Source organism: Phytohabitans maris (assembly GCF_031085175.1).
Classification (GTDB): domain Bacteria; phylum Actinomycetota; class Actinomycetes; order Mycobacteriales; family Micromonosporaceae; genus Phytohabitans; species Phytohabitans maris.
Map to the genome: position 1 here is coordinate 139,736 of NZ_JAVHUY010000001.1, position 21,540 is coordinate 161,275.

Sequence of the window (21,540 nt, forward strand, 5' to 3'; positions counted from 1 at the left end):
GAGGTCCGGGCGGCCCACCAGGCCGTCCGGACCGTACGGCGTCCCGGCCCCCACCCCTGGAAGACGACCCGACCGGAGGAAGTGAGCGATGAGTAGGCAACGGCGTCGCAGCTGGTTCGCGCTGGCGTTGGCGGCTCTGCTGTCCAGCGGTGTGTTGGCGACCGGTGTCGTCCTGGCGTTCGCCGCTCCGGCACAGGCGGCCTCGCTCGGCGCTGTCACGATCACGCCGACCAACGGCACGGTCGACGCCAGCCCGATGTTTACGTCGGCGACGTCGTCGGCGGCGTGCCCGAGTACGTTCGGGGAGAACGCGGGTCTGCGGGTGGGTCCGGTTGGTGGTCCGTATCAGAACTTGGGCCGTCCGTTGGGCGGGGGCGGGTATGACCAGGCTCCGGTGACGATTGCGCCGAACCGGTCGTTGGCGCAGGCGTTGGGTGTTACGACGGTTACGCCGGGCAGCTACCTGATCATCATCGAGTGTTTCAGCCTGACCGCGGGCCGGCACGCCGACGAGTTCCAGCTCCCCATCGTGGTCTGCGACGGCGCGACCTGGACGACGGAAGCGGCCTGTGGGGGCGCCGCGGCGACGACCACGACCCTCACCGCCGATCCCTCCGACGATGTGCCGGTGGGCACGCCCGTCACCTTGACCGCCACCGTCAGCCCGGCGTCGGCCGCCGGCACCGTCCAGTTCCGGCGGAAGGTCAAGGACACGACGGATTCGGTGAACATCGGCGAGCCGGTGACCGTGGACGCCAACGGCAAGGCGACGCTGCCGGACGCCGATCTCCCCCTGCCCAGCGGCAACAAGGTGCAGTACCTGGTCTCCGCCGCCTTCGCTCCCACCGACGCGAACGCGTTCCTGGCTTCGACATCCGGCGAGGTTGAGGTCACCATCTTCCGCGGGGGCACACCAACGGAGACCGAACTGACCGTCACGCCGGAGAGCCCGGCGCCGTCCGGCGCCAAAATCGTGCTGTCCGCCGCGGTGCTCAGCAACACCGAGGAGCAGCTCGCCGGCTCGGTGAAGTTCGCCTGGCGCCCGGAGACCGCGGGCTCGGCCGAGACGGCCATCGGTACGGTGCCACTCACCGCGGGGTCGGCGCAGGCCGAGGTCTCCGGACTCGCCGACGGCCGGTACATATTCACGGCCAGCTTCGTCCCGACGGACCCGGTCGCGATCGCTGGATCGGACGACCTCACCGAGGTGTACGTGATCGGCGAGGCACCGGCCGGGGCGGCCGACACGACGACGACGCTGGTGCCGAACCCGACCTCGCCGCAGGCGCAAGGTACGGACGTGACGCTGACCGCCACGGTCGCTCCGAACACCGCCGCCGGCACCGTGCGGTTCATGGACGGTGCCACGCAGATCGGCACCGACCAGGCGGTCGCGAACGGCGTCGCCAGCGTGAGCACGAGCGCCCTGTCGGTCGGCAGCCATACGCTGACCGCCGTCTTCACACCGACCGACGCCAACGCCTTCAAGGCGTCGACCTCCACCGCCCTGACGTACCAGATCACCGGTGACGGTGATGGAGATGGTGACGGGGATGGTGACGGGGATGGCGACGGGGACGGCGATGGAGATGGCGACGGCGACGGAGATGGTGACGGGGACGGCGGCGGTGGGGGATCGCTGGCCAGCACCGGTACGCCGCTCATCGCGATCGGCGCCTCGGGCCTCGCGCTGATCGGCGTGGGCACGGGCGCGATGCTCCTGACCCGCCGCCGGCGCCCCGAGCCGCAGCCGGTGAGCTGGCCGGACGAGACCGAATGACCGTCACGATGGACCAGCCGCCGGCCGCGAGCCCGCCTCGCGAGCCGGCGGCGCCGGTCCCGCCGCCTTCCGCGCCCGCCCCGTCACCCCAGCCGGCGCCGGCGCCACCACCGCGGCCCGGGTCCGCCCCGATCCGGTTGGCGCTCCAGGTGCCGGGCATCGCGCTGAGCATCCTCGCCGCGGTGGCACTCGGCTTCGTCGTGCACCTGACGCTGCTGTCCCAGGTGCAGTACGAGCGCAACCAGCAGACCGCGTACGCGGACTTCCGGGCCGAGCTCGCCCGGGGCACGGCGCCGGTGGGGCAGACCCGGGTGGAGTTCGCGGACGGCGCCGAGGAGGGCACCGAGCGCCTCGTCGAGCCCGGGTCGGCCGTGGCCGTGCTCCGGATCCCGGCGATCGGCCTGCGCACCGTCGTCTTCGAAGGGACCAGCGGCGAGGTGCTCCAGCAGGGCCCGGGGCACCGCCGGGACAGCGTGCTGCCCGGGCAGGCCGGCACCGCCGTCGTGATGGGGCGGCGGGCGTCGTACGGCGGGCCGTTTCGCGACCTGGACCTGCTGCTGCCCGGCGACCGGATCACCGTGACGACCGGCCAGGGCGAGCACGAGTACCGGGTGCTCGGGCTCCGCTACCCCGGCGAGCCCGCCCCGGCACCGCTGGCCGAGGGGAAGGGGCGGATGACGCTGGTCACCGCCGACGGCGATCCGTTCGTGCCACGGGACATCCTGCGCGTCGACGCCGAGCTGACCAGCCCGACGCAGCTGGCACCGGCGCGCAAGTTCACCGCCGCGTCGCTGCCGCCCGCCGAGGCCGCGCTGGCCACCGACCCGGCCGCCTGGACGCCGCTCATGCTCTGGAGCCAGGGGTTGCTGCTCGCCACGCTCGCGATCACCTACCTGCGGGCCCGCTGGGGCGGCTGGCAGGCGTGGATCGTCGGCGCGCCGGTCCTGCTCGCTTTCGGGCTGGCCATCGCCGACCAGGCCGCGCGGCTGCTGCCCAACCTCCTATAGGGATAGTCCAGAAAGGATAGTGCCGTGACCAAGCTCGACGACGCGACCATGGTCGACCTCGGCCCGCCGGTCGCCGGTACGGCGCCGGTGCCCCGGCCCGCGGCCCACGGCCTGGCCAGCCTGGATGCGCGGTCGATCTCCGCTTGGTTCGGCGACCACAAGGTGCTCGACCGGGTCTCGCTGACCATGCCGGCGGGCAAGGTGACCGCGCTGATCGGACCCTCCGGCTGTGGCAAGTCGACGTTCCTGCGGATCCTCAACCGGATGCACGAGCTCGTACCCAGCGCGTCGCTCGCCGGTGAGGTACTGCTCGACGGGCGCGACCTCTACTCGGCCGAGCGGCGCATCACGGACGCCCGCCGCCAGGTCGGCATGGTGTTTCAGAAGCCGAACCCGTTTCCGGCGATGTCCATCTACGACAACGTCGTGGCCGGGCTCAAGCTCACCGGTGTCAAGGTGTCCCGGAGCGGGCGGGACGACCTGGTGGAGGAGACGCTGACCAAGGCCGGGCTCTGGAAAGAGGTCCGGGATCGGCTGCGCCAGCCCGGCGGCGCGCTCTCCGGCGGGCAGCAGCAGCGGCTCTGCATCGCGCGCTCGCTCGCGGTACGCCCCCGCGTGCTGCTGATGGACGAGCCGTGTTCGGCGCTCGACCCGACCTCCACGCGGCGCATCGAAGAGACCATCGCCGAGCTTGTCCACGAGGTCACCATCGTCATCGTCACGCACAACATGCAGCAGGCCGCCCGCGTCTCGCACCTGTGCGCGTTCTTCCTCGCCTCGCAGGGAACGCCCGGCGTGATCGTGGAGCACGGCGCGACCTCGGCGATGTTCGACCATCCACAAGACCCTCGCACTGCCGACTATGTCCATGGCCGGTTCGGCTGAGAAGACCCGCCTGTGATCAAAGCTCCCCTCACGTCGCTAGAACGACCTGAGGGGAGCTTTGATCACCCTGACGCCGTAAAGCCGGCCGCCTTCGGCCCATGCGCGGCCATCCGAATGGTCTTTTGCTCACGCCCTTCACCTGATGAAGGCGCACCGAGAATTCGCCTTCCGCACGTTCGGCGGTGACGTTGGCCTGCCTACCGGGTCACGGCTGCTGGAGAGCCTGATTGCCGGTCGGGTCACCAGGACCTGGCCTGGGCATCATCCTCAGCGAGAGGAAGTGATTCATGAGCAAGCGCATGTTCGCTCGTGCGGGCGCGCTGCTTGGTGCCGCCGTCATGTCGGCGGGCGTACTCGTGGCGGTCGCGTCGCCCGCGCAGGCGGCGTCGCTGGGCGGGATCGACATCACGCCGGCGAACGGCACCGTGGACGCCAGCCCGATGTTCACGTCGGCGACGTCGTCGGCCCCGTGCCCGAGCACGTTCGGGGAGAACGCGGGTCTGCGGGTCGGTCCGGTCGGTGGTCCGTACCAGAACCTGGGCCGTCCGCTGGGCGGGGGCGGGTACGACCAGGCTCCGGTGACGATTGCGCCGAACCGGTCGTTGGCGCAGGCGTTGGGTGTTACGACGGTTACGCCGGGCAGCTACTTGATCATCATCGAGTGTTTCAGCCTGACCGCGGGCCGGCACGCCGACGAGTTCCAGCTCCCGATCGTCGTCGAGGGCACCAACTGGCGGGTCGACAGCGGGCCGGTGGCCGAGGACACCACCACCACGCTCGCCGTCTCCCCGGCGACCGTCGAGTCGGGCGCCGAGGTCACGCTGACCGCGACCGTCGCTCCGTCCACCGCTGAGGGCACCGTGCAGTTCCGCCGGGGCGCCAGCACCGTGATCGGCACCGCGCCGGTCGCCAGCGGTACCGCCACGCTGACCACCACGTCGCTGCCGATCGGGACCCACTCGATCACGGCGGTCTTCACGCCGGCCAACGCGTCGGCGTTCAACCCCTCCACCTCCTCGCCGCAGTCCGTCACGGTCGAGCTCGGCGACGGCCCGGCGGCGGCGCAGGAGATCGTCGCGGACATCACGCCGGGCGCGTTCAGCCTGGCGGTGGCCGGCAACAGCGCCGTCCTCGAGGGCGGCACCGTCGGTGGCACCGCGACCGGTGACCTGCAGACGGCCACGGTGACCGACCTGCGCGGCAGCAACGCGGGCTGGGACCTGACCGGCCAGCTGGAGGACTTCAACACCACCCCGGCCACGACCGCGATCGGGGCCGCCAACCTGACCTGGGCGCCGACCGCGAGCAAGACCAGCGGTTCGGGTTCGGTCACGGCGGGTGCCGGTGCCGACCTCGGCGCCACCCGCACCCTCTGCACGGCCGCCGAGTCGAGCAGCGCCGGTGTGTTCGACTGCGGCGCCGGCCTGACGCTGTCGGTGCCGGACACCGCCGCGCCGGGCGGGTACGCCGCCACCCTGACCCTGACGCTGGCCTGATCACCTCGATCGAGCCCAGCCACGGGTTGACCTAGGCGGAGGTGTCGTGGGCGATAGCCCGCGGCACCTCCGCCGCATGCCTGTTTCCGGACCCCACGAGGAGCCCGAGCCATGACACCCGCCCGACCCGTCCGATCCCGGCTCGCCGCGCGCGCCGGGCTTCTGTTCGCTCTGCTGGCCGTGCTCCTCGCGGCGCAGCCGCCCGCCGCCGCGAGCGCCGCCCCCGCTGCTCCGGCGAAGGCGCCGACCGCGCCGGCCAAGGCGCCCGGGGACGACTTCAAGTGGAGCGTCGTACCGTCCAGCCCGACCGGCCCGACGGTGCGCAGCCGGTTCGAGTACGGGCTCAAACCGGGCGAGGAGGTGTCCGACTGGGTCGCCGTGAGCAACCTCGGCAAGAAGCCGCTGAAGGTGTCGGTGTACGGCACGGACGCGTTCAACGCCCCGGACGGTGGCTTCGCCCTGCTCCCCGCGAGCGAGCAGCCGAAGGACGTCGGGTCGTGGATCACGCTGCCCCGCAAGGACTACACGGTGCCGGTGGGCAAGCGGGTGGACATCCCGTTCAAGGTGAAGCTCCCCGCCAACGCCGAACCCGGCGACCACATCGGCGGCCTGATCGCGTCGGCCACCGAGAGCACCACCAACGAGCAGGGTCAGCAGGTGAACGTCGAGCGCCGGATCGCGGCCCGCGTCTACCTCCGGGTCGACGGACCGGTCCAGCCGGCCGCGGAGATCACCCGAGTCGACGTCCAGTACGACAACCCGGCGGTCCCGTTCGGCGGCGGTGACATGACCGTCACGTACCAGGTCGCGAACACCGGCAACGTGCGTTTCGGCGGCAAGGCGCGGATCGAGGTACGCGGACCGCTCGGCATCCGGGTCGCCAACAGCGAGGTGATCGACATCCCGGAGCTGCTGCCCGACTCGGAGATCCGGATCACCCGCAAGCTGGCGGGGGTCTTCCCGGCCGGGTGGCTCGACGCCCAGGTCACCGTCAACCCGCAGGTCGAAAACACGGCGCTCTCGCTGACCGAGTCCCGCTCGATGTGGGCGGTACCGTGGCTCCTCGTCGCGGTGCTCCTGCTCGTCGTGGGGCTGCTGCTGTTCTGGCTGCTCTGGCGGCGGCGTGCCCGGCGGTTGGCCGCGGCGGCCGGGCTGGACGGCTCCGCCGAGGCGGTGACGTTGGCCACGACGCCGCGCAGCCGTGCCGTGCTTCTGGTCGCGGCGGCGTTCGCGCTGCTCGGCGCGCCGGGCGCCGCGCCGGCCGGGGCGCCGGAAGGCATCGAACCCACCGCGAACGTGGAGATCGAGGTGTCGATCGCGCCAGCCTCCCCGACGGCCTCGCCGTCCCCGACGGCCTCGCCAAGCGCGTCGCCGACCGCGTCGCCGACCGCCTCGCCGAGCGAATCACCGAGCGAGTCGTCCAGCCCGTCGCCGAGCCCGACCGACGGGCCCAGCGGCGGCGGCGACGGCCTGGCCCGCACCGGGCTGGCGATCGGCGCGTTCGTCGCCGCCGGTGCCGCGCTCGTCGGCGGCGGAGCGGGCCTGCGCGTCCTCGGCCGGCGCCGGGGCGCCCCGAACGACCGGTGACCCCAGGGAGGTGCCGCGGCGCCCGTGACGGGTGAGGCAGGATGTAGGTCATGGCTGGCCGCATCCGAGACGAGGACATCGCGCTGGTCCGTGATCGGACGGCGATCGCCGACGTGATCTCCGAGCACGTCACGCTCAAGGCGGCCGGTGGCGGCAACCTCAAGGGGCTCTGTCCCTTCCACGACGAGAAGACCGCCTCGTTCACCGTCGCCCCGGGCCGAAACGTGTACTTCTGCCACGGGTGCGGGGTCGGCGGCGACGCCATCAAGTTCCTCATGGACATCGACCACCTCTCGTTCGTCGAGGCGGTCGAGCGGCTGGCCGGGCGGGCCGGCATCCAGCTGCGCTACGTCGAGGCCGGGCCGGCGCCGGTGCGCCAGGGCCAGGGGCAGCGGCAGCGCCTGGTCGCCGCGCACGCGGCCGCCGCCGAGTTCTACGCCGACCAGCTCGGCACGGCACCCGCGCACAAGGCCCGCGAGTTCCTCGCCGAGCGCGGCTTCGACCGCGACACCGCCCAGCGGTACGGCTGCGGCTTCGCCCCGGACGCCTGGGACCACCTCGCCAAGCACCTGCGGCAAAAGGGGTACACGCCACAGGAGCTGATCACCGCTGGGCTGGCCCGGGAGGCGCGCTCGGGCTCGCTGATCGACCGCTTCCGGGCCCGGCTGCTCTGGCCGATCCGCGACCTCACCGGCGACGTGATCGGCTTCGGCGCGCGCAAGCTCTTCGACCAGGACGACGGCCCCAAGTACCTCAACACTCCCGAGACGCCCATCTACAAGAAGTCACACGTGCTCTACGGCGTCGACCGGGCCAAGCGGGAGATCGCCAAGCAGGGGCGGGTGGTGATCGTCGAGGGGTACACCGACGTGATGGCCTGCCACCTCGCCGACGTGCCCACGGCGGTGGCGACCTGCGGCACGTCGTTCGGCAGCGACCACATCGGCGTGCTGCGGCGGCTGCTGATGGACACCGACGGCTTCACCGGCGAGATCATCTTCACTTTCGACGGCGACGCGGCCGGGCAGAAGGCGGCGCTGCGCGCGTTCGAGGAAGACCAGAAGTTCGTCGGCCGCACGTTCATCGCGGTCTCCCCGGACAGCATGGACCCGTGCGAGCTGCGGCTGGCCAAGGGCGACATGGCCGTCCGCGACCTGATCGCCCGCCGCGAGCCGCTGGTCGACTTCGCGCTGCGGCAGGTGCTCTCCCGCCACGACCTGGACACCGTCGAGGGCCGGGTCGACGCGATGCGCCGGGCCGCGCCGCTGGTCGCGAAGATCAAAGACCGGGAAAAGCGGCCGGAGTACGTCCGGAAACTCGCCGGCGACCTCGGCATGGAGATCGAGCCGGTGCAGCGTGCCGTGGCCGCCGCCGCGGGCCGCGCCGAGCCGGCACCGGGCCGCCCCGCGCCGGTGGAGTCCGCTGTGGACAGTCCACTGGCGATGGTGGAGCGCGAGTGCCTCAAGCTGGCGCTGCAGATGCCGGCGCTGGCCGGGCCGATGTTCGACGCGCTGGGCGCCGACGTCTACCGCCACCCGGTACACGTGGCGGTCCGGGAAGCCATCGCCGCCGCGGGCGGTGCGGCCTCCGCGGCGGCCGGGGCCGTCTGGATCGAGGGGGTACGCGACGCGGGCGCCGACCTGGCCGCGAAGGCCCTCGTGGGCGAGCTCGCCGTCGAGCCGCTGCGCCTGGACACCGAGCCCGACCCCCGCTACGTCTCGGTGACGCTGGCCCGCCTCCAGCTCGGCTCGGTGGCGGCCCGGATCCGCGAGCTGAAGTCGAAGGTGCAGCGCGTCAACCCGGTGACCAGCAAAGACGAGTACCTGGCGCTCGCCGGGGAACTCTTCTCCCTGGAGCAGCACGCGCGGGCACTGCGCGAGCAGGCGGTCGGGGGTCTGTAGGCGGATGGCGTTGTTCAGGCGCAAGCCCAAGCTGCCGGCCGACCAGCGCCCGGCCCTGGAGCCGGACGAGCGCATCCTCGCCTGGGCTCCCACGAGCGACGCCGGCGTGGTGGTCGCGACCAACCGCGGCCTGTGGCTGCCCGGCCTGCACCGCATGGGCTGGCACGAGGTCCACAAGGCCGTCTGGTCGGGGCGCGAGCTGGTGGTGACCCCCGCGGCGGTGGTCGGCGAGGGCGCCGGCTACACCGTGGTCGCCGACCAGCCGATCCTCTCCACGCTCCTGCTGGACCCCGGCGACGTACCCGACCAGGTGCGCGCCCGGGTGACCCGCTCGGTCGCGTACACGGAGCACCACCCCCTTCCCGAGGGCGGCGGCGTCCGCGTGGTGGCACGGCGGGTGAGCGGCGTGGACGGCCTGACCTGGACGGTCCGCTACGACCCCGGCACCCCCAAGGACGAGGCCACGGTCGACGACCTGGTAGCCGCCGCCCGCGCCACCACCACCCCCGCGTGACGCCGGAGCGCTGGTACCATATTCGGTACGAGTCGTGAGGAGAGATCATGACGGCGGCAATCAGCGCGAGCGAGGCTCGCAAGACCCTTTTCCCACTCATCGAGCGGGTCAACGAAGACCACACCCCCATCGAGATCGTCTCCAAGCGGGGCAATGCCGTGCTGGTCAGCAAGGAAGACTGGGACTCGATCATGGAGACCAACTACCTGCTCAGGTCTCCCGCCAACGCGCGGCGTCTGATGGAGAGTGTCGAGCAGTGGCGTGCCGGGCGTGCGACTGAGCGCGAGCCGGATGCCGGCGAGTGAAGCTGAGCTGGACCGATCACGCCTGGGACGACTACCTCTACTGGCAGACCCAGGACCGTAAGACCCTCAAGCGAATCAATACGCTGATCTCCGATATCAGACGAGACCCGGACGGGCCGGGCATCGGTAAACCCGAGATCCTCCGTAACAATCTCGCCGGCCTGCGCTCACGTCGCATCGACGATGAGCACCGTCTGGTTTACGCGGTCGGGCCGGATGAAATCACGATCATCTCCTGCCGGTACCACTACGAGTGACTCTCAGGCCGGGCGGGCCGCGTGGCTGGCGCCCTGGTCGTGGCAGATGTGGTCGCTGATCATGCGGGCGGCGCCGACCAGCCCGGCCTCGTCGCCCATCTCGGACAGGGCGATCGGCATGTCGCCGGTGGCCAGCGGCAGTGACGAGCGGTAGACGACCGAGCGGATCTCCGCGAGCAGCGCGTGGCCGATACCGGCGACGCCGCCGCCGATCACGATCAGGCCCGGGTTGAAGAAGCTGACCAGGCCGGCGAGCACCTGCCCGACCCGGCGGGCGCCGTCGCGGACCATGCCCATCGCGAACGGGTCGCCGTCGGCGGCCGCCACCGAGACGTCGACCGGGGTGACGGCGCCGGTCTCACGCAGCCGGTCGGCGAGGTGGGGGGAGCGGCCGGAGCGGGCGGCGGCCAGCGCGTCGCGGGTCAGGGCGGCACCACCGAAGAACGCCTCCAGGCAGCCGCTGTTGCCGCAGACGCAGACCGGCCCGTGCGGGTCCACCGACGTGTGGCCGATGTCGCCGGCGCTGCCGGTGGCGCCCCGGTAGACCTCGCCGGCGGCCACGATGCCGCAGCCGATGCCGGCACCGATCTTCACGAACAGGAAGTCCTCGAACGAGCGGGCGATCCCGGAGTGCATCTCGCCGAGCGCCATGATGTTGACGTCGTTGTCCACGAGCACCGGGCAGCTCAGCTCGGCGGCCAGCGTCTCCCGTACCGGAAACCGGTGCCACCCCGGCATGAACGGCGGCGACACCGGCATCCCCTCGCGAAAGCTCACCGGGCCGGGGATGCCCACGCCGGCGCCGGTGAACCGCGTCGTGGCGGTCTCCACGCGCAGCTTGTTGACCATCTCGAGCGCCTGGCCGATCACCGCGGTCGGGCCTTTGCGCAGGTCGGTGCGCTCGGTGACCCGGCCGAGGATGCGCATCTCGCCGTCCGTGACCGCCAGGTCGAGCGTGGTGGCGCCGATGTCGATACCCAGGAAGCGGGTGGACGCCGCGATCCGGACCACCGACGAACGCCGGCCGCCCCGAGAGGCGGCCGGTCCGGCGGTGTCGACGAGACCTCGGTCGATGAGGCGGTCGATCTCGACCGCGAGCTTCGACCGGGACAGTCCCACCGCGTCGACGAGCTCGGCGCGGGAGCGGGGCCCGCCGTCGCGCAGGAGGCGGAGGACCGCCGCCTGGTGCCGATTGTCGGGCCACACTCCAACCATTCGGCCAAGATAGCGCAAAGTTTGGTCGATACGGAGGGAACTTTCTCCAGAGACATCAAAAGTCCTCGAAAAGTGGCTGGGACCTTGTCGTACCGCGGGGCTAGTGTGCCCGGGTGGCCAACACCCAACCACTCATCCAAGCGCGGGGGCTGGTGAAGCGGTTCGGCGACTTCACGGCCGTCGATGGCATCGACGTCGACGTGCGGCCGGGGGAGGCGTTCGGCTTTCTGGGTCCCAACGGCGCGGGCAAGAGCTCGACCATGCGCATGATCGGCTGCGTCTCCCCGCCCACCGGCGGCACGCTGCGGATCCTCGGCAAGGACCCGACCCGTGACGGCCCCGCCATCCGCGCCCGCCTCGGCGTCTGTCCCCAGCTCGACAACCTCGACCCCGAGCTGACCGTCCAGGAAAACCTGACGACGTACGCGCGGTATTTCGGCATCCCGCGCCGGGTCGCTCGCGAGCGGGCGGCCGAGCTGCTCGACTTCGTGCAGCTCGCCGAGCGGGCCGGCAGCAAGGTCGAGCCCCTCTCCGGCGGCATGAAGCGGCGGCTCACGATCGCCCGCGCCCTGGTCAACGAGCCCGACATCGTGCTGCTCGACGAGCCCACCACGGGCCTCGACCCGCAGGCCCGCCACCTGGTGTGGGAGCGGCTGTTCCGGCTCAAGCAGCAGGGCGTGACGCTGGTGCTGACCACCCATTACATGGACGAGGCCGAGCAGCTCTGCGACCGGCTGGTGGTGATGGACGGCGGCCGCATCGTCGCCGAAGGCTCACCCCGTGAGCTGATCGAGCGCCACTCCACCCGCGAGGTGGTCGAGCTGCGCTTCGTCGCCGAGTCGCAGGAAGACTTCGCCGGCAAGCTGGGCGGCCTCGGCGAGCGGCTGGAGGTGCTGCCCGACCGCATCCTGCTGTACGTCGGCGCCGGCGACACCGCGGTCGCCGACGTGCACGCCCGCGGGCTCGCACCGGCCAGCGTGCTCGTGCGCCGCAGCTCCCTGGAGGACGTCTTCCTCCACCTGACCGGCCGGACGCTGGTGGACTGACATGACGGCCGTATTCGAGTTCTGGCTGGTCACGTACAAGCGAGTGTGGCGGGGCAGCGCGCTCTCCACGTTCGTGCTGCCGCTGCTCACCGTGCTCGGCTTCGGGCTCGGCGTGGGAGACTACGTCGACGGCGGCGTGGGCGGTGTGCCGTACCTCGACTGGATCGTCCCGGGCCTGATCGCCTCGACGGTCATGCAGGTGGCCATGTTCGAGTCGACCTGGCCGGTGCTGAGCAATTTCAACTGGGTCCGCACCTACGAGGGGCAGGCCGCGACGCCGGTACGCCTCGACGACATCCTCGGCGGCAACCTGGCCTACGTGGTCTTTCGGGCGCTCACCGGCGCCGTGGCGTTCCTGCTGGTGGCGCTGCCGTTCGGGGCGCTGCACTCGTGGTGGGCGCTGACCGTGCTGCCGGTGTCGCTGCTGCTCGCGTTCGCCTTCGCGGCGCCCGTGTTCGCCTACAGTTCGTCGGTCACCAGCGACAGCTACCTCGCGCTGCTGTTCCGGTTCGCGGTGATCCCGATGTCGCTGTTCGCCGGCGTCTTCTTCCCGGTCGAGTCGCTGCCGGTCGGCCTGCGCTGGCTGGCGTACGCGTCGCCGCTGTGGCACGGCGTCGACCTGTCCCGCGCCGCCACGCTCGGCGCCCCGCCCGAGTGGTCGATCCCCGGGCACCTGCTCTACCTGGCCCTCTGGGCGGCCGGCGGCTACGCGATCGCCCGCGTCCGGTTCAAGAAGCGGTTGGTGATCTAGTGGTCGCGCTGGTCCTTCCCCGGCTGGTCAGCTTCGAGGGCGCCGGGCGCCGCTCGGCCTCGGTCGCCGAGCGCAACGTCGCCGCGCTCAAGTCGGCGTACTGGATCGTCCTGATCTCCGGCTTCTTCGAGCCGCTGCTCTACCTGCTGTCGATCGGCGTCGGGGTGGGCGGCCTGGTCGGCGATCTCACGCTCCCCAGTGGACAGGTCGTCGAGTACGCGGCGTTCGTCGCACCCGCGATGCTCGCCTCGGCCGCGATGTCCGGCGCGCTGTCGGAGACCACCTTCAACTTCTTCGGGAAGATGAAGTTCATGAAGCTGTACGACGGGGTGCTCGCCACTCCCGTGCAGCCGTTCGAGATCGCGCTCGGCGAGCTCGCCTGGGCGATGGTGCGCGGCTCGCTCTATTCGGCCGCGTTCCTCGTGGTCATGTTCGCGCTCGACCTCACCACCGGTCCGCGGGCACTGGTCGCGTTTCCGGCGGCGGTGCTGGTCGGTTTCGCGTTCGGCGCGCTGGGCATGGCGCTTTCCACGTTCATGCGCGGCTGGCAGGACTTCGACCTGGTCGGTTCGGCGCAGTTCGCGCTGTTTCTCTTCTCCGGCACATTCGTCCCGGCCGAGTCGTACCCGTCGGTGCTGCGCTGGGTCATCGAGGTGACCCCGCTCTACCGCGCGGTCGACCTGTTGCGCGGCATCAGCACCGGCACGCTCGGCGCGTCCGGCTGGCTCGACGTGGCGTACCTGCTGGCGGCGGTGGCGATCGGCCTCATGATCGCTTCGCGGCGGATGGCGAAGTTGTTGTGCAAGTGATGAGCTAGAGAGCGCTTTCTCCCGCCACAGGCAAATCTTTCGTCCGTACAGGCAAAAGTTTGTTGGTTCGGGCACTATCTTTCGGCGACCTTGGGGGCTAGCGTCTCCACAGACGTAACACGTGAGACACAAACGGTTCCCAGTCCCCCTATTCACGCAGGTCCGGCGCGTCGGCGGCGCTGGGCTGGGTCGTCCGCACCCGCTCTCCGTTCACACGTCCCACCACACCTCTGCTCTCGTCGTCGACGGCGGTCCCGGCCGCCGAAGAAAGGTGGAGAAGCTACATGTCCGAGCCACAGTCCAAGAAAGCGCTGACCCGCCGCCGCCTGCTCCAGGCCTCGGCTGGCACGGCCGCGGCGATCGGCGCCGCCGGCCTGCCGGTGCTCCAGACCAGCACTCCGGCCCTCGGTGACAAGAAGATCACCGTGGAGCCGCTGATCCCCAGCCAGAACCGCGGCATCATCCTCTACAGCGTGCGCGACCGGATCACCGCGGCACCGGACGACAGTGGAGTCCCGTACGGCTTCGAGCGGGTCCTCGCCCGCCTCGCCGAGATCGGATACAAAGAGGTCGAGTTCGCCGGGTACACCCAGAACACCTCGATCCTGGGCCGCCAGATCACGCCGACCGAGATCCGCAAGATCCTCGATGACAACGGCCTGGTCGCCAACGGCACGCACACCTCCATCAACGCGGCGACCTTCCAGCAGCAGCTGGACATCGCCGAGGAGCTGGGCATGGCGCACATCGGCACCGGCTCCGACCCGACCAACAGCTCGTACCAGTCGGACTGGGACGCCGCCGCGGACCTCTGGAACGAGCTCGGCCGGCAGGCCAAGGAGCGCAAGATGAAGCTGTACACGCACAACCACGACGTGGCGTACAGCTTCCTGCTCGACTCCGGCCCGCTGGACGCCAACGGCCGCCCCACGCGCTCGTCGGGCGTGCGCCGCCTGGAGTACTTCTTCGCCAAGACCGACCCGAAGTACGTCTTCTTCGAGTTCGACATCTACTGGGGCTACGTGGCCCGGTTCAAGCACCAGACCTACACGAACTCGCGTGGACAGGTCAGGACGGACATCTTCGACCCGATCATCAACGTGGCGAACCGGACCAAGCGCTTCCCGCTCTTCCACGCGAAGGACGGCGACAAGGCGCCGGAGCAGACCAACGGGTACGTGATGACACCGCTGGGCGAGGGCGACATCAACTTCCAGCAGTTCTTCGAGGTCATCGGCGAGCAGGACATCCACCACGCCAACTGGGAGCAGGACACCGCTCCCGGCGGCACGGCCAACCCCGGCCAGTCCCTCTCGTTCGCCGACATCAGCTACAAGAACATGTCGGACTTGACCATCTACAAGCGGTAATGAGGCGGTGATCAGGGCGCTCCAACGGGGCGCCCCGATCACAACTTCTGCTGACTTTGAAAAAAGTTGTGTCTCAGTACGAGTAAAGGTCTGGACATCGGGAGCGGAAGGCTCCTAGTGTGTCGGACACGACACGCCGACGTTGCGTCGATGTGAACCACTTCCGAGGGAGGGTTCCGTGCGTATGGCCGAACCACTGCACCTGCGGCTTCTCCGCCTGTTGCGTGACCACGGCACGATCTCCCGCGCCGAGCTCGCCGACCGGCTCGAAATCCCGCGCCCGCGGCTGCTGGGCGAGCTGGACCGGCTGGTCGCGCTCGGCTACGTGGCCGAGGCCGGCATGGCCGCCTCCCGCGGCGGTCGGCGGTCCACTCTGGTCGAGCTCAACCCGGGGCTGCGCTTCGCCGCCGTCGACCTCGGCGCCAGCTCGGTCGACGTCGAGGTGACCAACGGCCGGCTCGAGCCGATCGCCGCTTACAACGAAAGCGCCGACATCCGCTCCGGCCCCAAGGTGATCCTGCAGCGGGTCAACGAGCTGCTCGCCAAGGCCAAAGTGGACGGTGCGTACGAGAAGCTGGACGCCGTTGGCATCGGGGTCCCCGGGCCGGTGAGCTTCCGCGACGGCGTGCCGGTCTCCCCGCCGATCATGCCGGGCTGGGACCGCTTCCCCGTGCGCGAGCTGCTCACCCGCGAGCACGGCTGCCCGGCCGTGGTGGACAACGACGTCAACATCATGGCGATCGGCGAGCGGCACGGCGGCGTGGCCCACTCGGTCGACGACTTCCTCTTCGTCAAGATCGGCACCGGTATCGGCTGCGGCATCTACCTCGGCGGCGACGTCTACCGCGGCACCGATGGGTGCGCCGGCGACATCGGCCACATCCAGGTCGACTCGCACGGTCCCATGTGTACCTGTGGGAACGTCGGTTGCCTGGAGGCGCTCTTCAGCGGCGCCGCGCTCGCCAAGGACGCCACGCTCGCCGCGCGCAACGGCACGTCGCCCGCGCTCGCCGACCGGCTCGCCGCCAACGGCACGGTCACTGCCCGCGACGTCGCCGAGGCCGCCAGCGAAGGCGACGTCACCTGCATCCGCCTCATCCGTGACGGGGGGAGGCGGGTCGGCGGCGTGCTGGCCGGGCTGGTGAGCTTCGCCAACCCCTCGATGATCGTGATCGGCGGCGGCCTCGCCCACCTCGGGCACATCCTCCTCGCCGAGATCCGCAGCGTCGTCTACCGCCGCTCGCTCCCGCTGGCGACCGGCAACCTTCCTGTCGTCCTCTCCGAGCTGGGACCCCGGGCCGGCGTCACCGGCGCCGGCGTGCTCGCCAGCGACGTGGCATTCGAGCAGGCGTCATGACCGAGACCACCGAAGACCAGAGCGCCGAGGTCGTCCTCCGCCTCACCGACGTCGTCAAGACGTTCCCGGGCGTGCGTGCCCTCGACGGCGTGCAACTCGAGGTGCGCGCCGGCGAGGTGCACTGCCTGCTGGGGCAGAACGGCGCCGGCAAGTCCACCCTCATCAAGGTGCTCGCCGGCGTGCACCGCCCCGACGAGGGGCAGATCGAGTGGCTCGGCCAGGAGTTCGCGCCGGCCAACCCGCAGGCCGCGATGCGGGCCGGCATCGCCACCATCTACCAGGAGCTCGACCTCGTCGAAGACCTCTCCGTCGCGGAAAACGCGTTTCTCGGCCACGAGCCGCGGGTCTTCGGCTTCGTGCGGCGCGGCTACATGGCCCGCCACACCCGCGAGATCCTGGGCAAGCTGGGGCACGCCGAGATCCCGCCGCGTCGCCTGGTGCGCTCGCTGCCGGCGGCCGGCAAGCAGGTGGTCAGCATGGCCCGGGCGCTCTCCCACGACGCCCGCCTGATCATCATGGACGAGCCGAGCGCCGTGCTCGCCCACGACGAGGTGGCCAACCTCTTCCGGATCATCCGGGGGCTCACCGCGCACGGCATCGCGGTCATCTACATCTCGCACCGGCTGGAGGAGATTCGCGAGATCGGCGACCGGGTGACGGTGCTCAAGGACGGCCGCACCACCGCGGCCAACCTGCCGGCCCGCACCACGCCGACCCGCGACCTGGTCAGCCGGATGACCGGCCGCACCATCGAGTACGTCTTCCCGGAGCCCGCGCCCGAGGTCAGCGGCGCCGAGGAGCTGCTGCGGGTGGAGGGGCTGACCCGCTCCGGCGAGTTCGCCGACATCTCCCTCACCGTCCACAGCGGTGAGATCGTGGGCATCGCCGGCCTGGTCGGCTCCGGCCGCTCCGAGCTGCTGGAGACCATCTTCGGCGCCCGCCGGTCCGAGGCGGGCTCGGTGCGGATGGCCGGCAAGCACCTGCGGCCGGGCAGCGTGAGCGCGGCGGTCCGGGCCGGGCTGGGCATGGCCCCCGAAGAGCGCAAGAGCCAGGCGCTGCTGCTCGGCGAGCCGATCTACCGAAACGTGACACTCTCCACGTTCAGCGAGTACTCGCGGGTCGGCTTCACCAACGTCGGGCGCGAGGTCCAGGAGGCCAACCGCATCGCCGACCGCCTCGATCTGCGCCCGCGCGACGTGCGGCGGGCCGTGCGCACGCTCTCCGGCGGCAACCAGCAGAAGGTGGTCGTGGGCCGCTGGCTGCTCGGCGACACCAAGCTGCTGCTGCTCGACGAGCCGACCCGCGGCGTCGACGTGGGCGCCCGGGCCGAGCTCTACCGCGTGATCCGTGACCTCGCCGCCCAGGGCGTGGGCGTCCTCCTGGTCTCCAGCGAGGTGCCCGAGGTGTTGGGCCTGGCCGACCGCGTGCTCGTCATGCGGGAAGGCCGGGTCGTCCGCGAGGCGCCGGCCGGCGAGCTCGACGAAGAGACCGTGCTTGACCTCGTGATGGCGGGTTCGTTGCAAGTTGAGGAGGTCACCATATGACAGCGCAGACCGCGGCCGCGCCGGTGAAGAAAGACCCGGAGAAGCCGGCTGCCGGGGAACGGCGCTGGTGGCAGCTCGACTCAACCGAGGGGCTCTGGCGCAACCTCGCCCTCGTCGCCGTGCTCGCCATCCTGATCATCACGGGCATCATCACCAAGCCCGAACTCTACAGTGACGGCACCTGGGTGCGCAACAACATCTTCACGATCCTGGAGCTGGCCTCCGTCATCGGCGTGGTCACGGTCGGCATGACCTTCGTGATCATCGGCGGCGGCATCGACCTCTCGGTCGGCGCGATCATCGCCCTCGCCGGCGTGTGGAGCACCACGCTCGCCACCCAGGACTACGGCGCCGGCGGCATGATCTTCTGCGCGCTCGCGGTCGGCATCGGGGTCGGCGTCGTCAACGGCATCCTCATCTCGTACGGGCGGCTGGTCGCCTTCATCGCCACCCTCGCCATGCTCGTCGCGGCCCGCGGCCTGGCGGCACAGATCTCCGGCAAGCAGACCCAGGTGTCGACCAGCGACTTCATCAACGGCATCGCCGCCAATGACTTCCTCGGCGTACCGGTGCTGGTCTACATCCTCGCCGCGGTCGTCGCCGCCGGCTGGGTCCTGCTCAACCGCACCACCTTCGGGCGGCGCACGGTCGCGGTCGGCGGCAACGTGGAGGCGGCCCGGCTGGCCGGCATCAACGTCAAGCGGCACACCCTGCTGCTGTACGCGCTGTCCGGCCTCTGCTGCGGCATCGCCGCCGTAATGCTCACCTCGCAGGCCAACTCCGCCCAGGCGGCCATGGCCAACCTGTACGAACTCGACGCGATCGCCGCGGCGATCATCGGCGGCACCCTGCTCAGCGGCGGCCGCGGCACGATCATCGGCTCGCTCCTGGGCGTGCTGGTGTTCTCCACCATCACCAACCTGTTCGCGATCAACAACCTCTCCACCGAGGTCCAGAACATGGTCAAGGGCGGCATCATCGTCCTCGCCGTTCTGATCCAGCAGATCCAGTTCAAGGCAGTCACGCAGTTCTTCGCCAAGAACAGCAAGATCACCACCAGCTAGTTACCCATACCCCTTGGTGACCGTCCGATCCCGGGACGGCCGCCGGATCCCTTGCACCCCAATACCGGAGGTCGTCATGAAACACGCGTCCGACCTGTCCCGTCGCCGGCTGCTGCTCGGTGGGGCCGCGCTCGGCGCGGGAGCCCTGCTCACCGCGTGCACCAGCAACGAGGAGGACGAGCCGAGCGGTGGCGCGCAGACGGCCGCCGCCGGCAACAACCAGAACGCCGCGCCCGGCGAGAAGGTGACCATCGGCTTCTCCGCGCCGGCGGCCGACCACGGCTGGATCGCCGCGATTACCAACAACGCCAAGGCGCAGGCCGCCGCGTACTCGGACGTCGAATTCAAGACGGTCGAGGCCGGTGCCGACGCCGCCGCCCAGCGCGCCGCGCTCCAGACGCTCGTCGCGCAGAAGCCGAGCATCATCGTGCTGCTGCCGCACGACGGCAAGGAGCTCAACGCGTTCGGCCTGGAGGCGATGAAGGCCGGCATCCCGGTGGTCAACCTCGACCGCGCCTTCCCCGACCCGCTCGCCTACCGCCTGCAGATCAAGGGCGACAACTACGGCATGGGCGTCTCCGCCGCGCACTACATCATCGACCAGATGAAGGCGAAGAACGTCGCCAGCCCGGTGATCGGCGAGATCGCCGGCATCGACTCGCTGGAGCTGACCCAGGAGCGGTCGAAGGGCTTCGCCGACACGCTGGCCCAGGCCGGCTTCAAGGTGGGCAACCGCCGGGCGGCCGAGTTCACCGCCGACTCCGGCCAGCGCGAGGCGGCCAGCCTGCTCCAGGCACTGCCCAAGATGGACGCTCTGTGGAACCACGACGACGACCAGGGCATCGGCGTCCTGGCCGCGATCCAGCAGGCCAACCGCAGCGAGTTCCTCATGGTCGGCGGCGCCGGCTCCAAGGCCGCGATCGAAGCGATCCAGGCCGACAACAGCGTCCTCAAGGCAACGGTCACGTACAGCCCCTCGATGGCCTCGTCGGCGATCTCGCTCGCCCGGCTCATCGCCCAGAACAAGGGCATGTCCGACCTGGTCGAGCTGCAGGTCCCGAAGGAGATCATCCTCGCCTCCGAGACCATCACCAAGGAGAACGCGAGCAACTACCTCAAGCTCGGGTTCTGACGTAACGGGGGGAGACCCACCTTGTCCACCATGGATAAAGAGCTGCGGGTCGGCATGGTCGGCTACGCGTTCATGGGCGCCGCGCACTCGCAGGCGTGGCGCACCGTGAACCGCGTGTACGACCTTCCGGCACGCGCCCGCATGTCCGTCATCTGCGGCCGTGACGAGTCGAAGGTGGCCGAGGCCGCCACGCGACTCGGCTGGGAGGCGTATACGACCGACTGGCGTGAGCTGATCACCCGCGACGACATCGACGTGGTCGACGTCTGCACGCCGGGCGACAGCCATGCCGAGATCGCGATCGCCGCGCTGGAGGCGGGCAAGCACGTCCTGTGCGAGAAACCACTCGCCAACTCCGTCGAGGAGGCACGGGCCATGGTCGCCGCGGCGGTCCAGGCCCAGGCGGCCGGCGTACGGTCCATGTGCGGGTTCAACTACCGCCGCGTACCGGCCGTGGCCATCATGCGCCACCTCGTCGAGAGTGGACGGTTGGGTGTCGTACGGCACGTCCGCGCGGCGTACCTGCAGGACTGGATCGTGGATCCGCAGTTTCCGCTCGTCTGGCGGTTGCAGCGGGACAAGGCGGGCTCCGGTGCCCTCGGCGACATCGGCGCGCACATCATCGACCTGACCCAGTTCGTGACCGGGCAGCGGATCACCGGCGTCAGCGGGCTCAGCGAGACCTTCGTCAAGGAGCGCCCGCTGCCGTCGGCGGCCGCCGGCCTCGCTCCTTTGGGCGGAGCCCAAGCAGATGGCTCTGTGGCGGACGGGTCGGCGACCGGTGAGGTCACAGTGGACGACGCCGCGCTCTTCCTGGCCCGGCTGGACGGCGGTGCGGTGGGCACGTACGAGGCCACCCGCTTCGCCACCGGCCGCAAGAACGCCCTGCGCGTGGAGATCAACGGCTCGCTCGGCTCGGTCGCGTTCGACTTCGAGCGGATGAACGAGCTGGAGTTCTACGACGCCACCGCGCCCGGCACGGAGCAGGGCTTCACCCGGATCCTGGTGACCGAGTCCGACCACCCGTACCTGTCGGCCTGGTGGCCGCCGGGGCACATCATCGGGTACGAGCACACGTTCACCCACGAGATGCGCGACTTCCTGGAGGCTGTCGGCACCGGAGCGGACCCCACACCCTCCTTTGTCGACGCTCTCCAGGTTCAGCTCGTGATGGACGCCGTGATCCGCTCGGCGGAGCAGGGTTCGGCGTGGACCGAGGTGGCGCCGGCACTCGCCGGAGTCGCCGCCTGACCTCACCCAACGTGGGCGCGGTGGCGCGTGCCCACCTCGACACCTCGGGCCCGCCCGCGAGGGTCCGGACGCGGTTGCGCCCCGCGTCCGGATGGACGGGCTCCGGGGCGGCCGTACGGCGCGGTTGAACCCAGACTCAGCCGCGCCGTACGACCAGCACCAAACGCGCGCTCGCACGACCTTGGCGGGCAATGGCACCGCGCCAGGGGTAGGGAACCCACACCCAGACCCCGGAGGGTTACATGGTTTCACCCGCAAGAGCACCCCAC

The 21,540-nt window shown here is 70.6% G+C and carries 19 protein-coding genes; 18 read left to right on the plus strand and 1 reads right to left on the minus strand.

Annotated features, from left to right (window positions below; all coding sequences use genetic code 11):
* The first annotated feature begins 88 nt into the window (after positions 1 to 88).
* From RB614_RS00620 to RB614_RS00660, 9 genes are all read left to right on the plus strand, one after another.
* A complete protein-coding gene (locus RB614_RS00620; RefSeq protein ID WP_308710293.1) occupies positions 89 to 1,780 on the plus strand; it encodes an Ig-like domain-containing protein in 1,692 nt (563 codons plus the stop codon).
* Complete coding sequence (locus tag RB614_RS00625; RefSeq protein ID WP_308710294.1) at positions 1,777 to 2,787, plus strand: sortase; 1,011 nt, start codon at positions 1,777 to 1,779, stop codon at positions 2,785 to 2,787. Before RB614_RS00620 ends, RB614_RS00625 begins: the two co-directional genes overlap by 4 nt.
* A 48-nt stretch (positions 2,788 to 2,835) precedes the next feature.
* Positions 2,836 to 3,672: a phosphate ABC transporter ATP-binding protein gene (locus RB614_RS00630; protein ID WP_428982894.1), complete on the plus strand. Its 837-nt coding sequence runs from the start codon at positions 2,836 to 2,838 to the stop codon at positions 3,670 to 3,672.
* Between the two features lie 287 nt (positions 3,673 to 3,959).
* Positions 3,960 to 5,168 carry an Ig-like domain repeat protein gene (locus RB614_RS00635; RefSeq protein ID WP_308710295.1) on the plus strand — a complete coding sequence of 403 codons (1,209 nt, stop codon included), beginning with the start codon at positions 3,960 to 3,962 and terminating at the stop codon, positions 5,166 to 5,168.
* 111 nt (positions 5,169 to 5,279) lie between these two features.
* Positions 5,280 to 6,755, plus strand: a complete 1,476-nt coding sequence (locus RB614_RS00640; protein WP_308710296.1) for a WxL protein peptidoglycan domain-containing protein — start codon at positions 5,280 to 5,282, stop codon at positions 6,753 to 6,755.
* 50 nt (positions 6,756 to 6,805) lie between these two features.
* Positions 6,806 to 8,656, plus strand: coding sequence for a DNA primase (dnaG, locus tag RB614_RS00645; RefSeq protein ID WP_308710297.1), 1,851 nt, complete (start codon positions 6,806 to 6,808; stop codon positions 8,654 to 8,656).
* 4 nt (positions 8,657 to 8,660) lie between these two features.
* Complete coding sequence (locus tag RB614_RS00650; protein WP_308710298.1) at positions 8,661 to 9,170, plus strand: hypothetical protein; 510 nt, start codon at positions 8,661 to 8,663, stop codon at positions 9,168 to 9,170.
* 47 nt (positions 9,171 to 9,217) lie between these two features.
* Positions 9,218 to 9,475, plus strand: coding sequence for a type II toxin-antitoxin system Phd/YefM family antitoxin (locus RB614_RS00655; RefSeq protein WP_308710300.1), 258 nt, complete (start codon positions 9,218 to 9,220; stop codon positions 9,473 to 9,475).
* Entirely contained in the window at positions 9,472 to 9,732 is a 261-nt protein-coding gene (locus RB614_RS00660; RefSeq protein WP_308710301.1) for a Txe/YoeB family addiction module toxin, read from the plus strand. The genes RB614_RS00655 and RB614_RS00660 overlap by 4 nt, the downstream gene beginning before the upstream one ends.
* Before the next feature lie 3 nt (positions 9,733 to 9,735).
* Here RB614_RS00660 and RB614_RS00665 read toward each other — a convergent pair whose 3' ends face one another.
* A complete protein-coding gene (locus RB614_RS00665; protein WP_308710302.1) occupies positions 9,736 to 10,947 on the minus strand; it encodes an ROK family transcriptional regulator in 1,212 nt (403 codons plus the stop codon).
* A 113-nt stretch (positions 10,948 to 11,060) separates the two neighbouring features.
* Between RB614_RS00665 and RB614_RS00670 the strand changes: the two genes are divergently transcribed.
* The 9 genes from RB614_RS00670 (at position 11,061) to RB614_RS00710 (ending at position 21,271) form a co-directional block, all read left to right on the plus strand.
* Positions 11,061 to 11,993: an ABC transporter ATP-binding protein gene (locus RB614_RS00670; RefSeq protein ID WP_308710303.1), complete on the plus strand. Its 933-nt coding sequence runs from the start codon at positions 11,061 to 11,063 to the stop codon at positions 11,991 to 11,993.
* Position 11,994: 1 nt separating this feature from the next.
* Entirely contained in the window at positions 11,995 to 12,744 is a 750-nt protein-coding gene (locus tag RB614_RS00675; protein WP_308710304.1) for an ABC transporter permease, read from the plus strand.
* Complete coding sequence (locus RB614_RS00680) at positions 12,744 to 13,553, plus strand: ABC transporter permease (RefSeq protein WP_308710305.1); 810 nt, start codon at positions 12,744 to 12,746, stop codon at positions 13,551 to 13,553. The genes RB614_RS00675 and RB614_RS00680 overlap by 1 nt, the downstream gene beginning before the upstream one ends.
* 284 nt (positions 13,554 to 13,837) lie before the next feature.
* Complete coding sequence (locus RB614_RS00685; RefSeq protein WP_308710306.1) at positions 13,838 to 14,923, plus strand: sugar phosphate isomerase/epimerase family protein; 1,086 nt, start codon at positions 13,838 to 13,840, stop codon at positions 14,921 to 14,923.
* 178 nt (positions 14,924 to 15,101) lie between these two features.
* Positions 15,102 to 16,280 (plus strand): ROK family transcriptional regulator, encoded by a 1,179-nt coding sequence (locus tag RB614_RS00690; RefSeq protein WP_308710307.1) that lies wholly within the window; start codon positions 15,102 to 15,104, stop codon positions 16,278 to 16,280.
* A complete protein-coding gene (locus RB614_RS00695; protein ID WP_308710308.1) occupies positions 16,277 to 17,824 on the plus strand; it encodes a sugar ABC transporter ATP-binding protein in 1,548 nt (515 codons plus the stop codon). The genes RB614_RS00690 and RB614_RS00695 overlap by 4 nt, the downstream gene beginning before the upstream one ends.
* Positions 17,821 to 18,888, plus strand: coding sequence for an ABC transporter permease (locus RB614_RS00700; RefSeq protein ID WP_308710309.1), 1,068 nt, complete (start codon positions 17,821 to 17,823; stop codon positions 18,886 to 18,888). The genes RB614_RS00695 and RB614_RS00700 overlap by 4 nt, the downstream gene beginning before the upstream one ends.
* Before the next feature lie 76 nt (positions 18,889 to 18,964).
* A complete protein-coding gene (locus RB614_RS00705; RefSeq protein ID WP_308710310.1) occupies positions 18,965 to 20,020 on the plus strand; it encodes a substrate-binding domain-containing protein in 1,056 nt (351 codons plus the stop codon).
* Positions 20,021 to 20,050: 30 nt separating this feature from the next.
* Positions 20,051 to 21,271, plus strand: coding sequence for a Gfo/Idh/MocA family protein (locus RB614_RS00710; RefSeq protein ID WP_308710311.1), 1,221 nt, complete (start codon positions 20,051 to 20,053; stop codon positions 21,269 to 21,271).
* Positions 21,272 to 21,540 lie beyond the last annotated feature (269 nt).

Coding starts and splice junctions, on each gene's coding strand:
- RB614_RS00620 (WP_308710293.1), top strand. CDS start 89: ATGAGTAGGCAACGGCGTCGCAGCTGGTTCGCGCTGGCGTTGGCGGCT.
- RB614_RS00625 (WP_308710294.1), top strand. CDS start 1,777: ATGACCGTCACGATGGACCAGCCGCCGGCCGCGAGCCCGCCTCGCGAG.
- RB614_RS00630 (WP_428982894.1), top strand. CDS start 2,836: ATGGTCGACCTCGGCCCGCCGGTCGCCGGTACGGCGCCGGTGCCCCGG.
- RB614_RS00635 (WP_308710295.1), top strand. CDS start 3,960: ATGAGCAAGCGCATGTTCGCTCGTGCGGGCGCGCTGCTTGGTGCCGCC.
- RB614_RS00640 (WP_308710296.1), top strand. CDS start 5,280: ATGACACCCGCCCGACCCGTCCGATCCCGGCTCGCCGCGCGCGCCGGG.
- dnaG (WP_308710297.1), top strand. CDS start 6,806: ATGGCTGGCCGCATCCGAGACGAGGACATCGCGCTGGTCCGTGATCGG.
- RB614_RS00650 (WP_308710298.1), top strand. CDS start 8,661: ATGGCGTTGTTCAGGCGCAAGCCCAAGCTGCCGGCCGACCAGCGCCCG.
- RB614_RS00655 (WP_308710300.1), top strand. CDS start 9,218: ATGACGGCGGCAATCAGCGCGAGCGAGGCTCGCAAGACCCTTTTCCCA.
- RB614_RS00665 (WP_308710302.1), bottom strand. CDS start 10,947: ATGGTTGGAGTGTGGCCCGACAATCGGCACCAGGCGGCGGTCCTCCGC.
- RB614_RS00675 (WP_308710304.1), top strand. CDS start 11,995: ATGACGGCCGTATTCGAGTTCTGGCTGGTCACGTACAAGCGAGTGTGG.
- RB614_RS00685 (WP_308710306.1), top strand. CDS start 13,838: ATGTCCGAGCCACAGTCCAAGAAAGCGCTGACCCGCCGCCGCCTGCTC.
- RB614_RS00695 (WP_308710308.1), top strand. CDS start 16,277: ATGACCGAGACCACCGAAGACCAGAGCGCCGAGGTCGTCCTCCGCCTC.
- RB614_RS00700 (WP_308710309.1), top strand. CDS start 17,821: ATGACAGCGCAGACCGCGGCCGCGCCGGTGAAGAAAGACCCGGAGAAG.
- RB614_RS00705 (WP_308710310.1), top strand. CDS start 18,965: ATGAAACACGCGTCCGACCTGTCCCGTCGCCGGCTGCTGCTCGGTGGG.
- RB614_RS00710 (WP_308710311.1), top strand. CDS start 20,051: ATGGATAAAGAGCTGCGGGTCGGCATGGTCGGCTACGCGTTCATGGGC.